We start from the raw sequence: 13,203 nt of genomic DNA, 5'->3' as shown, positions 1-13,203 counted from the left end.
TATTATTTTTTCTTCTCTTGTAGACCAGCAGTCTTTTTAAGAGTCATTTTCTCAATTGCATCAATCAGACAGATTCCACAGCTATCACCAACTCCAAGGTCTTTCAGAATGTCCGACGGCTTCGCGTCAGGCTTGATGGCCTGTTCGAGCTGTTCTTCCGTAATGCCTTTGCAGATGCAGATGTACATAGTTTTCTACCAGTTAAATTCCTGTTAATTATTCGGACGAACCTTTAATTAACTTAACACTTGTTTATAATACTATGTAAAAGTTGGACAGGTCAAACTTTATTTTGATGACTGAATAAGTTATTGATTTTGCATTGCTTCCAATTGTAAGGATTTCACACTTGCTTGTGTGCGTTGAGTCATATTGATATAAATGCTCCACTATGTTTTTACAATTAATCCCTCGGGCCATATTCACCTTCTTTCTTCTCTGTCATATTTCTTATGGAAGTTCAGGTGGTCTCGACCTAAGTGATAGCGAATTCGATGTTCATTCCCAAAATTCTCAAAAAATACTTATCTTAAATGACGGTTATAGCGCTCTTGAAAAGAGGCTTGAGCTTATTGAGAAGGCCACTAAGACCATAGATATGGAAACATTTATTTGGAGAGTTGATGATTCTGGTCAGCTCCTAACTCACGCCCTCATCAAAAAAGCTAGAGAGGGTGTTAAGATAAGACTTCTCATTGATACGTTTGTAGGAGCAAAGGACTTTAATTACTTCATAGCACATGAGATGAGAAAAGAGGGAATTGAAGTTAAGTATTATAATCCAACTCCGCTTTATCGATTCATTGAAGCTCAGTGGAGAAATCATAAGAAATCAATGACTATCGATCATAGAGAAACAATTATTGGTGGAAGAAATATTGGCGATGAGTACTTTGATTTAAGTCCAGAATATAATTTTGTTGATAGGGATGTATGGATTGAAGGTGATCTTGTTGATGCAGTAACATTGAGCTTTGAAAGTATTTGGACGTCACAAGAGTCTGAGGAAGTTACTAGAGATAAAATGCCAGCTAAGTATGATTTAAAATATAGAAGAAATTCAAGAGGTTCTTCTAGAGGACTCATTCAGTTTAAAAATGATTTAAGAGCATGGAAGAAAAAAGTTTCATTCGCAGAAAATTTTGTCTCACTAAAGAATGAAAAGAGTGATTTGAGAGAACAGATTAGAAACCTATCTCTAATACAAGCGCCAGAGCAGTATTATGGAACTTGTTCTAGCGCAAGCTTTGTTTCAGATAGACCTCTTTCCCACGATACTGGGAAAACAAAGAGAATACTCAAGAAAGAAATTTATAAGAGAATTAATAATAGTAAGACATCTCTTCAAATTGAGAGTCCATATTTCATCGTCAATAAAGAGACTGAAGAAATTTTAAAAGACGCTCTCTCCCGTGGGGTGAAGACAACTCTTTTAACAAATTATCTCTATAGTACCGATGCTATCTATGTTTCGGCGGCATTTAATTCAATTGCAAATGATTGGCTTAGTAGTGGGATGGATATCTATCTCTATGGTGGCGATACTCAAACAGATTATCAGACAATAAATACTGAAGTTCAAAATGGTAGATGGGGAACTCATGCAAAGTCAGCAGTCTTTGATGAAGACTCTCTTATGATTGGTTCTTTTAATTTTGATCCTAGAAGTTACAACTTCTCTGCTGAGCTTGCTTTCTTTTGTGATGGAAATAAGGAACTTGCCGATGCTTTAAGCGAAGATATCAAGCAGAGAGAGACAGACTCAATTCTTATTCAAAAGAAAGATTTAGAAAATGATCCCGATTCAGTAGATGAGAGTCTATTCTACCGCGTAGGCTTTGGTAAGAAGGCCCTCTATTATTTATTAAAGGGCCCATCAAATCTCTTCGACTTTATTCTCTAGTTCACAATATTTTGATGAACTCTTGTAATCAATTCTTTTGCGACATTTATCTCGCATACCTTCTCAAGCATTTCAAAACCAGGACACGGATTAACTTCTAAGAGAAAGTGTTGGTCCTCTGTTTCAAGAATATCAATTCCCCCATAGAAGAGATTAGTGTTTCTTCGAATGGTTTGAAAGAAGCTTGTGAGCTCTGGGCTTAGGTCTTGTGGGCGTATGGAAAAGCATTCACTGCGCTCAGCATTTAGCCTGAACTCATCTTGTCTCTTGGAATGTTTTTCAAAAGCTCCGATAATTTTCTGTCCAACGAAGAAAATTCTATATTCTCTGACGCCTCTGAGTCGTGGCTGAATAATAAACCTCTGATCTTTAAAATGATAGTAGCTTTCAAGTTGGGTGTAGAGAGAGTCCATTCCTCTACAGAGACTCATTCCAAGGCCTTTGTTGCTACGAGTGGGTTTAATGATGTACTCATTTTCAAATGAGGAATCTGAGGGAGTGAAGTCAATAATAGAGTCTAGGTTCTCTCTTGTGACAGCTCCTCTTATCGCTCTGGTTGGGACACAGTTAACTTCAAGGTTATTTAGGAAAACGTGACTGGAGAGTTTATCTCTAAAAATTTGTAGCTCTGGTATCGGGTTTAGAATGAGTGAGCCTTTATTTTTCCAGGATTGGCAGAGCTGCAGGTCAAAATCATCGTATAAAATACCGGAATATCTATTGAATACTACGGCTGCTGAGCTCGTTTCGTTCTCGCGCCAATGACTCGATTCGTAAATATCTAAGTGCTTTGTCTCAAGACCAAGGGAAACTGCTTCCTCAAGCAGGCGCTTACTTGAATAAAGTTGACGACTCTTTGAAATTACGAGTATTTTCATAGCTATGCTCCCCAAAAAGGGTATTTTTAGTGTTATTAAAAGGCTATAATAAGACATATTTTACCACAAGAATCGAGAAGAGAATGACAAGAGTTTATATTCCTTTAGTATTATTTAGCCTGCTTTTTGGGTGCTCTTTGATAGAAAAGACCGAAACATCTGTGGATTCAAAAGAAGAAGTTAAAAAAGTTATCGTAGATATACCAAAAGAAAAAGTTCCCCTTGCTCCAATTGTTCCACTTTGGGAGAAGGTTCCTCAAAATCAAGCAGTGAATAATTTTTGCGATAAGGTTGAGGGGAAGTTTAGACATTGGGGCTGGGGAAGAAGTCGCTGCAAGAATATCCACTGGAAGAACGTAAGAAAGTCTTTTCGTGGAGACCCAATTATTTGGACAGTGTACGGAAGCGAAGAATTACAAAAATCAGATAGTCCAAAAGATATGACTCTTATTCTCTGTGGTGTTCACGGAGATGAGATCACTCCAATAAAATTCTGTTTCGATATCATTCACCACTTAGAACAGGTTACTAAAGGTTATATTCCGGGACATGAGGAGTTAAAAGATAAACTCGTTGTCATTGCTCCAATTGTAACTCCTGACTCTTTCTTTAAGAGACGCCCGACTAGAACTAATGCTAGAGGTGTCGATGTAAATAGAAATTTTCCAACGAAAGATTGGAATAAAGATGCTCTAAGACTTTGGGAGAGCAGATATAAAAAAGATAAGAGACGCTATCCTGGACCGAAGGCCTTGAGTGAGCAGGAGACGATCTTTCAAGTTAATCTTATAAAGAGATATAAGCCTTCAAAAATTATCACTGTTCATGCTCCATTATCAATCTTAGATTATGATGGACCAGAGTTTCAGGCCCATCACCATGATGGAGATCATCTGCTCGTACCAAATGCTCAGGAGTTATTGGTTCAAATGAGTAAGATGGCCAACGACTATAAGATTAAAAATTATCCATTCTTTCCGGGAAGCCTTGGAAATTATGCAGGTAATGAGAGAAATATTCCAACCTACACGCTTGAGCTTCCTACTTCGGATAATAGAAAGCATAAGAAGTATTGGGCGACATTTAAAGACGCAATTCACTCTGCCATTCTTCACGATATGAAGAAAGAAATTGAGGTCGCAAAGCTCCCTCAGGAAGATGCTAAAAGCTCAACAAACTAGATTTTAGTTAGTTTGAAAAACTTACCTAATACCTTTGTATTTTTAGCTACTTCGGCTAATTCTCTTGACGTAATTTAGTCGGTAGATTAATCAAAGAAACTACAATTTTTTAAATAGAAGTATTGAATAGAGGAGCTCTCTTTGAAGCAGGAAATTATTAAAGATTCACTTCCAAAATTGCAAAATCCTAGTGAACTCTATCTCAATGCAATAGGTGCGAAAGAGCTTCGTTCCAATGCTACTCATATCATCGGATTTGGCTTTGATGGAACTGCATGTTTTAGAAAGGGAACTAAGGCCGGACCAGATGCTCTTCGAGTTATTAGTGACGGAATTGAAGATTACTCACCTTACTTAAATAATGGAACAGACGTAATAAACTCTTTCTACGATCTTGGAAATTTAAACGTTGGTGAAAGTGAAGATGCCGATGCTAATTGGCAACAGGCCACTGATGAATTCTTTCAAATCTTTTCAGATATTGATTTAAAAAATAATGGAGTTAAAACTCTAACTCTTGGTGGAGAGCATTCGATTAGCTTTGCTCCAATTAAGACTTACTTAGATCAATTCGAAGATCTCGTGATCATTCACTTAGATGCTCATGCAGATTTAAGAGATGGTTATTTAGGACACCACTACTCACATGCTTCAATAATTAGAAGAGCACTAGATCATTTTAAGAGTGGGCATGAGCTTATTCAATACGGTATTCGCTCAGGGACTAAAGAAGAATTTGAATGGATGCACGAGAATGGAACTATTAAAACTTCTAGGAATGAATTCTTAGAAGCGGTGAGAGCTATAGATAAGGATAGACCTGTCTACCTTACGTTTGACCTCGATTACTTTGATCCAAGCTTCTTTCCTGGTACGGGAACACCGGAGCCAGGGGGAGAAGACTTTCATTCATTTATTTCATTTGTTAAGATATTGATGGAAAAGAATTTTGTAGGTTGTGATGTTGTGGAGCTTTCTCCTGTTATTGACCCTACAGGAAATAGTGACGTTTTTGCTGCAAAAGTAGTGAGAGAATTATTAATCGCTCTCAATTAGGAAGTACTATGACGAAATGGACAATTAACGACTCAAAGAAATTATATAAAATTAATCAGTGGGGAGAAGGATACTTCTCTGTAAACGCACTTGGTAATTTAACCGTTAGGACAGAATCAAAGAAGTCTGGAGAGTTTGATATTGCCTCTGTAATTGAAGAGATGAAAGAGCAGGGAGTTAAGTTTCCTGCGGTAATTAGGTTTCACGATATTCTTCGCTCTAGAGTGAGACTTATTAATAAAGTCTTTAGAGAGACAATCGAAGAATATGATTATGAAGGACGTTACTATGGTGTCTATCCGATAAAAGTAAATCAGATGAGAGAAGTTGTTGAGGAAATCATCGACGCTGGTGTTAAGTATGACTATGGACTTGAAGCAGGAAGTAAGCCTGAACTTCTCGCCGTGCTTGCAATGAATGATAGTAAGAAGGCCTTAACTATTCTTAATGGTTATAAAGATGATGATTATATGAGACTTGCTCTTTTAGGAAGAGAAGTTGGAAGAAAGATTATTATCGTTATAGAAAAGTTCTCTGAAATAAAGAAAATCATTCGTCTAAGTAAAGAGATTGGTGTTGAGCCATTGATTGGCCTTAGAGGAAAAATGAGTGTTCCTGGTTGTGGAAGATGGTCAGGTTCATCGGGAGAGAGAGCTAAATTTGGTCTCTCTGTTTCTGAAATGCTTCAAGCGGTAGACCTCTTTAGAGAGAATGGGCTAGGGGATTGTATTAAACTCTTTCACTTTCATATCGGATCTCAGATTCCTGAAATTAGATCTTTTAAAGAGGCTATCAGTGAAGGTGGACGAATTTATGCAAAGCTTGTTCAAGCTGGTGTTCCACTAGAATACTTTGATATTGGTGGTGGTCTTGGTGTTGATTATGACGGAACAAGAACAATTAACGACTCTTCAACAAATTATTCTCTTAGCGAGTATGTTGCAGATGTTATTTATAGTTTAAAACAAATTTGTGATTTAGAAGGTGTTACTCATCCAAATATTGTGACTGAGTCAGGAAGAGCGGTTACCGCGCACCATTCATGTGTAGTGACTAATGTAATTGGGAAAATTGACGCAACTTCAGACTACAATACAAAGAAAGTCACAGGAGAGCATATTTTCGTAAGTAATATGAGAGAGCTTGAGGAAGACCTACATGAAAATGGAAGACTTCAGGAATCATATAACGATGTTGTTCAACTAAAAGAGAATGCTCTAAATGCATTTAAACTTGGAATTCTCTCTTTAGAAGAGCGCGCTAAAATAGAGACGATCTATACAAGAGTTTTAAATTATATAACGGGAATTTTAGAGGGCCTAGATAAGGTTCCAGAAGAACTACAGTCTCTCATTGATGATAATTCAGCAAAGTATCTTTGTAACTTCTCTGTCTTTCAATCTGCCGCAGATAGCTGGGCCATCGGTCAAGTTCTTCCGGTGGTTCCGATTACTCGTCTGCATGAGAAGCCTACCGTTAATTGCTCTATCGCAGATATTACATGCGATAGTGATGGTAAAATTGATAAGTTCATTGATGAAGAGGGACATAGAACAACTTTTCCTGTTCATGAGCTTAATGAAGAAGATTACTACTTAGGAATTTTTCTAACAGGAGCCTATCAAGACGTTATGGGTGATATGCATAATCTCTTTGGCAGATTGAATGAAGTTCACGTTTTTAGAGATGAAGAAGATGAGAGTGGTTTCTATATCGAGGAAGTCATTCAGGGGCAGTCATGTGCTAAAGTTCTCTCTACAATGCAGTATAATCCACAATACATGGCCTACTCTCTTAAGAAGGTCGTAGATAGAGAAGTTGCGCGAGGAAAGATCCAGCCAAGGCGTGGAGTTAAATTAGTAGACTTCTACGAGGATTGTTTAAGAAGTTATACTTATTTAGACTCTTAGAGAAGTTAAGCTGTTTGGATTTCTTCTTCTTGAAGTTTTGGAAGAGTTAGTTCAAAAGTTGTATTCTCTCTTTCTGAAATAAGGTTTAGATCGCCTTTATGAAAATGGGCGATCTTTCTACAGATACTTAGCCCTAGACCTGTACCTTCTCCAATAGACTTCGTGGTAAAGAATGGCTCCATTAGTTGTCCTTGGATTTCATTATTTATGCCAAGCCCTGAATCTATAACTCTAAAAATAATATCACTTGGTGATTGGTCTAATTCAACTCTTATCCATTTATCATCACTCCCATCAATTGCTTGAGCAGAGTTGAGAACTAAATTAATTAGAATTTGCGTAATCTGCTGTTCTAATCCCTTAAACTTTAAATCATTCGGAGTGAATTTATACTCAACACGAGTACTTCTATCTTCAAGTAGGCCAGCTTGCAGCTCTTTTAGATTTTCTAAAACTGAATTTGCACTTACTATTACGAGTTCGTCTTCTGAGGAATGTCTTGAAATTTTTTGAAGGCCTGTAATAATCCCTGCTATTCGATCAATTGTTTTTATATTCTTTTTGAGTTTATCTGAGACTTTCTTATCAACTAGGTGATTGGACTCTGAAAGCTCTCGAAGAATAATACTTGAATTACTTCTAAGAATCGTTAGAGGATTATTAATTTCATGGGCGATTCCTCCGGCCATAAGACCTAGGGATTCGAGTTTACTTTTTTGTACGAGAAGTTCGTAATCACTTTTCACTCTGACAATTAGAGAGTTGATAGTTCCAATGAGTTCATTGATTTCGTGATCTCCATTCTTTACTTTAATTTCTTGAAGGTTGTTAATATCTAAATTTGAAACTTTATGTTGAAGAGTGAGAATAGGGGAGAAGATACTTCTTTGAAGAATAAAGTAAGTAAATCCCATAATGAAGAATATCATAAGAGATGAGGTGATAAAGAAGAGTCTGAAACTTGATTTTCCAGCGAGGAGAATCTCTGGTGAATGAAAGATTGAGAAAACGAAGAACTCTCTGGAGTTTAATTCAAGACCATAGTCAGTCACTAAGAATTCATCAACTTTATATTTTTTACTTTGAACACTACTTTCGATTCCTTTATAGAAGACTTTGATAGCAAGCTTGCTACTGAGCTTATTAAAGTAGGAACTATCAAGTTTCTTTCCCATAATAAGTCGACCAACACTTGCTTCCATTGCGTATCTATCTGTAATAGGTCTCTGGGAAATGAGCCAACTTCCAAAACTTCCAAAGTTGAAAATTTCAAGAACTGTTTCACCTGACTGAATAGTTTTATTCTCATTTATCAACTTAAGTAGATCGGGAGAAATTTTCTGTAATCCAATTGAGCTTTCATCGTGGTCTGAGGCGAGATTATAGCCCTTCACTAAGAGGTTATTTCCACCAAAAATAAGGAGGTCAATATTTTGATTTCTAAGAGCTGAGAAGTTTAGATTCCTCTCAAAGCTAGAAAAGTCTTTATTTTTTAGTAAGAGATAATTTGTCTCCCTGGTGGCCCACTCTATATTCTTAAAACTAAGTTCTCCTAAGTCTTTAAGGATCTCCTTTCTTACAATTTCGTTATTGATTTCAATTTTCTTATACTCAAGTGTTTCAAACTCTGAGTAGAAAACGTAGCGAGCAAAAATAACTAGTGTGCTAATTACTAAAATTAGGGATAGGGAGTAAATATAGAGGAGTTTTCTCTTGGTTTCCATTTTCTCTATCATTATAAGGAATTTCTAGAGCGATTAACAGAGTAAAAAAATAGATAATTTATAGTCGAGTTATATGCTCAAACTCTTCTTTCGTAACTGGCTGAATTGAGAGGCGACTACCTTTCTTAAGTAGGACCATATCCTTAAGTTTCTTCATTCCCTTAAGTTCAGTTAGAGGTAGGTAGGTTTCAAACTTCTTTTTAAATTTAATATCTACCATGAACCATCTTGGTTTTTCTGAAGTTGACTTTGGGTCATAGTATGCTGATTTCTTGTCCCAAGATGTGTAGTCAGGGTAGGACTCTTTTACAACTTCTGCAATTCCTGCAACCCCTGGAACCTTACAGCTGGAATGATAAAGGAGAACTAAGTCTCCTTTTTTCATTTCATCGCGCATGAAGTTTCTAGCTTGATAATTTCTAACCCCATCCCAGTGCTCCGTCTTCTTGGGTCTAGAATAGAGATCATCAATTGAGAAAGTATCGGGCTCAGTTTTCATGAGCCAGTACTTTTTAGTCATTCTTAATTAATCCCTCTAAATTCTTTCTAATAAAGTTTGGAAGAGCGAAGGCCGCAGAATGAATGCTTTTATTGTAGTAATCAAAATCAAGTCCAGATTCAACAACTCTATTTGGGTTGAAGTCTTTTGTTGGGTGGTATTTCTTTGTTGCAAAAGTAAATGACCAAAGAGAACCTGGGTAGGTTAAATTAGAGAATGTATAAAGAAAAACATCACTGAAGACATTATCTAAAATTTTTATTAATCCCTTTTGAATATCTGTTTGATACCAAGGAGACTCACCTTGAGAAACAACTATTCCGTCGTCTGTTAAACAATTCTTTAAATCTTCGTAGAATTCAGTACCAAAGAGTGGAGTTGCTGGTCCGATTGGATCTGTTGAATCAACTAAGATAACATCGAACTTTTCCTTTGTTTCTTTAACAAACTTAACACCGTCACCAATGATAAGGTTTACTCTGTCACCAGTTAAGTCCTTTGACGTTTGAGGAATATGTTCAATACAGGCGTCTACTACCATCTTATCAATTTCAACCATGGTGCATTTTTCAACACTAGCATGTCTGATGACTTCTCTCGCTGTACCACCGTCTCCACCACCGATAACAAGAACGTTCTTAGGATTTGGGTGAACAAATAATGGAACGTGAGCAATCATATCGTGGTAGGCAAATTCATCTCTCTCTGTAACCATAATAAGTCCGTCGTTAAGAAGCATTTTTCCGTGCCCCTTAGTTTGAACGACGTCAACTGATTGGAATTCGCTCTGTCCTGAGAAAAGAGTTTTTTCAATTTCAAATTTGTATGAAGAGTGATCACTTTGGAATTCTTCAATCCATAAACTAGATTTCATTCTTATATCTCCATCTTATAGGCCTTAAAGACTTCTCTTTCATTCTTTGAAAAATGAGCGAATTCTACATTGTAGCCACAACTAATAGTTTCTCTTACGAGTGTTTCATTTTGATAAATTTTAGGAATCGTATCAAAGTTATTTTCAAATCCTTCAGGATTAAATGTCATAAAATCAAAAGCGTGAGGTCGAAGTGTCTCAAGAATGATAGAAGCCTTCTCTACCAAATTAATTGATGATTCAAAACTCACGTAACTAGACTCTTCTTGTGGAGTCACATGAATCGTAAGGTATTCACCATTGGTACTAATCGCATTTAAGCTATAGCCAAAAGGTTGGAAGACAAAGTCGTCAATTTGAAAACCAGGAATAAGTAGTTCTAGCTTTAGAAGATCTCTGATTTCTTGTGCATTTAACTTCCCTGAAGTTAAATTCTTACTCACGTCACTGGCTATATGGTAGACAAGCATTTCATAAGTCTTATCATCTTTCTCTGGTTGATATTCCTTATCTAAGTGAAAGAGGTAGTTGTGGTGAGCGTCCATATGACCAAACCTAAGTGATACACCAGCAAACATTTCTTGAATTTTCTTCACGTCGTCTAAGAAGTGCGTTTTTTGAAGATGAGAGAAGTATTCATTTTTTCTTTGAAAAATAATTTGAGAAATACAATCTCTATCGTGATTCTCTATAAAGAAGAGAATTGAATTGATAAGAATTGTTTGTCCACAAGTTAGAATTGTAAATCTATCATCAAAAACAAATAAACTAGACTCACTTAAAAGATAAGCATCACAACTGTCATTAGATATTTTTGATAAAATTGTGGCTTCACACTTAGCTACTAATTGGCTCCAAAAGCTTTGGTCGATACTTCTAAGTGACTTTCCACCTAAATCGACGATTACTTCGGCCTTCTTTTCAGATCCTTCAAAGAACAAGGCTGACTCCTTAAAAACGTATTAAAATCAAATATATATATAAGCCTCTAATTAACATTTTTTAGCTATTTTCGTAACTTAAAACTCTTCAATAGAGTAAAAAATAGCAATTTCTTTTGTAATTGATTGAAATTACTTAGGTTGCCTCATTTTTTAGGCATATTGCTTAAGTATTTTTCTCTATTTTCCGAAATAGTTAGAGATAAATCACTTAATCCAAGAGGATAAGTTAAATCCATTAGGAGATATTATGCTTGCTAGCTTTTCAGAGTTTAAATTCTACCAATCATTCAGAATTCCGGTAGAGGACGCTGATGATCTGCGCTTTCTAGTAGAAGAGGAAAATGAACTTGGTAAGTCTGAATATATTAATGATGCAAAATTAATTGATATCAGTGTCACTGGTTTGGGTTTTTCAACTAAGAAGAGAATTAGTGTCGGAGAAGAACTTACGATTTCGATGCAATTTAAGAGACACCATATTGACCTTACGGGAAAAATTGTTAGAGCATTTTCTGAGACAATTGAAGACGATGATATTATCTATGGACTAGAGTTAGAAGGGGATAGAGCGCTAAGTAAATTCCTTCAACACTATGTAATGAGTTTTTCAACAGATAGATTAAAAGATTGTTTAATTGATTCTGCTCTAAAAGAAAAATACACAAAAGCGAGTGATGGTTTTGAGATGTTCTCACTTCTCTTATCTCTCTTTAAAGATATTACATTCTTTGGTGATAAAGAAGGGTTCTTAGATACGATGCTTGAAGAAGTTGTACGTATTCTAAATGCACAGAGAGCTTCTATTTTCTTAATTAATCCAGAGTCTAACGAACTAGAGGCCATTGGCGCACTAGGAGTAGATAAGGACAAGTTAAAATTTGATTATAGACTGGGAATTGCTGGTTCTGTTTTTACAACAGGGGTTGCTCTAAATATTGATATTCAAGATGATAAGAGTAGATTCAATGATCAATTTGATAATCAATTTGGTTATGAAACAAAGTCCATCATCTGTCATCCTATTCACAATAGAGAAGATAAGATCATTGGAGTTATTCAGATTTTAAATAAGAGAAATCAGGATCGTTTCACTGTTGAAGACGAAAAGACAATGAAAGTTCTAGCTCTTGTTTTTTCTTCAGTATTTCACAATTACAATCCAATGTCGGAGTCGAGTCAAATCAGAAGATTCTCAACTCCATTTGATAGAAAGCATGCTCTCATCGGAAAGACTCCTCATATTGCATCTCTTAGAAGTGCAATTATTAAGACTAAAGATCTTGATTCACCACTTCTTGTTCACGGAGAAAAAGGTGTAGGGAAGTCCTTATTTGCTCAAATTATTCATCACGAAGGTTGTCGTGGGTTAAAAGCATTTGAAGTAATCAGATGTGAAGAGCCAGTTAGAGATAAGCTCTATGAAGAGTTATGGGGAGCAGAAGATAAGAACGTCTTTGCAAAGATTAAGGGGGGGACAATTGTTTTCCACGATATTGCAGCACTCTCTATTAAAGAACAGAGAAAACTAATGAGCGTTCTTACGGATAGAAAAATCCCCGGAACAATTATGTCTATTGATGCCAGAGTGATTGCAACTTCTTCAAAAGATCTTGCAGAGCTTGTTGATAAAGGTGAATTTGATAGAGAACTCTACGAGTATCTCTCAAGTGCCTACATTTTTATGGAGCCACTAAGAAGAAGAATTGACGATGTTGATCTTCTAGTTGACTTCTTTTTAAAAGTTGAATGTAAGAAGCAAGGCCTTTTACTTAAGAACTTCTCTCCAAAGGCCCTTGAGAAACTTAAGGACTACGATTGGCCAGGTAACGTGGCCGAAGTGAAGAAGTGTGTAGAGCGTGCGGTTCTCTATAATCCAAAGGCACATATTATTACTGAGGTTGCCTTAGAAAATAACGCTTCACCTCTTTTAGATATTTCTAGCAAGAGAAGAATGTTTGGTAACGTTCCACATGTAGCCGATTATAAACTTCCTCTTAAAGACAGAGTCGCACTCATCGAAAGAGAGATGATCATGGCGGAAATTAAGAGAAATAACGGTAATAAATCAAAGGCCGCCAAAGAAATGGGAATTTCTAGGGAAGCTCTTAGAAAGAAATTGCTACAATCTTCGAGTGTTCTTGAAAGTGTTCAAGACGACGTTGTAGAAGAAAAGAAAGCAGCTTAATTTTAAATCCAACACTCTCTCTGAGTCTTCAGGGAGAGTTCTTTTGCCT

Annotated in this window: 11 protein-coding genes; 5 read left to right on the top strand and 6 right to left on the bottom strand. The window is 36.3% G+C overall.

The genetic code is table 11. The features are described 5' to 3' along the window. Nucleotides 1–2: 2 nt before the first annotated feature. Nucleotides 3–188: a (2Fe-2S)-binding protein gene (locus CES88_RS04945; RefSeq protein ID WP_290731797.1), complete on the bottom strand. Its 186-nt coding sequence runs from the start codon at nucleotides 186–188 to the stop codon at nucleotides 3–5. 203 nt (nucleotides 189–391) lie between these two features. On the opposite strand from CES88_RS04945, the gene CES88_RS04940 reads away from it, so the two are divergent. Next, nucleotides 392–1,903, top strand: coding sequence for a phosphatidylserine/phosphatidylglycerophosphate/cardiolipin synthase family protein (locus CES88_RS04940; protein ID WP_290731795.1), 1,512 nt, complete (start codon nucleotides 392–394; stop codon nucleotides 1,901–1,903). On the opposite strand, the gene CES88_RS04935 is transcribed toward CES88_RS04940, so the two are convergent. Further along, nucleotides 1,900–2,781: a hypothetical protein gene (locus CES88_RS04935; RefSeq protein ID WP_290731792.1), complete on the bottom strand. Its 882-nt coding sequence runs from the start codon at nucleotides 2,779–2,781 to the stop codon at nucleotides 1,900–1,902. The genes CES88_RS04940 and CES88_RS04935 overlap by 4 nt on opposite strands. Before the next feature lie 137 nt (nucleotides 2,782–2,918). Between CES88_RS04935 and CES88_RS04930 the strand changes: the two genes are divergently transcribed. From CES88_RS04930 to speA, 3 genes are all read left to right on the top strand, one after another. Further along, entirely contained in the window at nucleotides 2,919–3,962 is a 1,044-nt protein-coding gene (locus tag CES88_RS04930; protein WP_290731790.1) for a M14 family zinc carboxypeptidase, read from the top strand. 141 nt (nucleotides 3,963–4,103) lie between these two features. Next, nucleotides 4,104–5,018 (top strand): agmatinase, encoded by a 915-nt coding sequence (gene speB / locus CES88_RS04925; RefSeq protein WP_290731786.1) that lies wholly within the window; start codon nucleotides 4,104–4,106, stop codon nucleotides 5,016–5,018. A gap of 8 nt (nucleotides 5,019–5,026) precedes the next feature. Then, entirely contained in the window at nucleotides 5,027–6,928 is a 1,902-nt protein-coding gene (gene speA / locus CES88_RS04920; protein ID WP_290731782.1) for a biosynthetic arginine decarboxylase, read from the top strand. Between the two features lie 5 nt (nucleotides 6,929–6,933). On the opposite strand, the gene CES88_RS04915 is transcribed toward speA, so the two are convergent. Genes CES88_RS04915 through CES88_RS04900 form a run of 4 tightly spaced genes read right to left on the bottom strand, consistent with a single transcriptional unit; the run spans nucleotide 6,934 to nucleotide 10,966 of the window. Further along, nucleotides 6,934–8,652, bottom strand: a complete 1,719-nt coding sequence (locus tag CES88_RS04915) for an ATP-binding protein (protein ID WP_290731779.1) — start codon at nucleotides 8,650–8,652, stop codon at nucleotides 6,934–6,936. A 58-nt stretch (nucleotides 8,653–8,710) separates the two neighbouring features. Continuing rightward, nucleotides 8,711–9,172 (bottom strand): EVE domain-containing protein, encoded by a 462-nt coding sequence (locus CES88_RS04910; RefSeq protein ID WP_290731776.1) that lies wholly within the window; start codon nucleotides 9,170–9,172, stop codon nucleotides 8,711–8,713. Further along, nucleotides 9,165–10,025 carry a polyamine aminopropyltransferase gene (speE, locus tag CES88_RS04905; RefSeq protein ID WP_290731773.1) on the bottom strand — a complete coding sequence of 287 codons (861 nt, stop codon included), beginning with the start codon at nucleotides 10,023–10,025 and terminating at the stop codon, nucleotides 9,165–9,167. The genes CES88_RS04910 and speE overlap by 8 nt, the downstream gene beginning before the upstream one ends. 2 nt (nucleotides 10,026–10,027) lie before the next feature. Continuing rightward, the gene (locus tag CES88_RS04900) at nucleotides 10,028–10,966 is read right to left on the bottom strand and encodes an adenosylmethionine decarboxylase (RefSeq protein WP_290731770.1); all 939 of its coding nucleotides are present in this window, start codon (nucleotides 10,964–10,966) and stop codon (nucleotides 10,028–10,030) included. Between the two features lie 250 nt (nucleotides 10,967–11,216). Between CES88_RS04900 and CES88_RS04895 the strand changes: the two genes are divergently transcribed. Next, nucleotides 11,217–13,154 carry a sigma 54-interacting transcriptional regulator gene (locus CES88_RS04895; RefSeq protein WP_290731768.1) on the top strand — a complete coding sequence of 646 codons (1,938 nt, stop codon included), beginning with the start codon at nucleotides 11,217–11,219 and terminating at the stop codon, nucleotides 13,152–13,154. Nucleotides 13,155–13,203 lie beyond the last annotated feature (49 nt).

This window comes from Halobacteriovorax sp. JY17 (genome assembly GCF_002753895.1).
Taxonomy (GTDB): Bacteria; Bdellovibrionota; Bacteriovoracia; order Bacteriovoracales; family Bacteriovoracaceae; genus Halobacteriovorax.
Note: the sequence above shows the minus strand (reverse complement) of the source record. Positions and strands in the feature narration are given on the sequence as shown.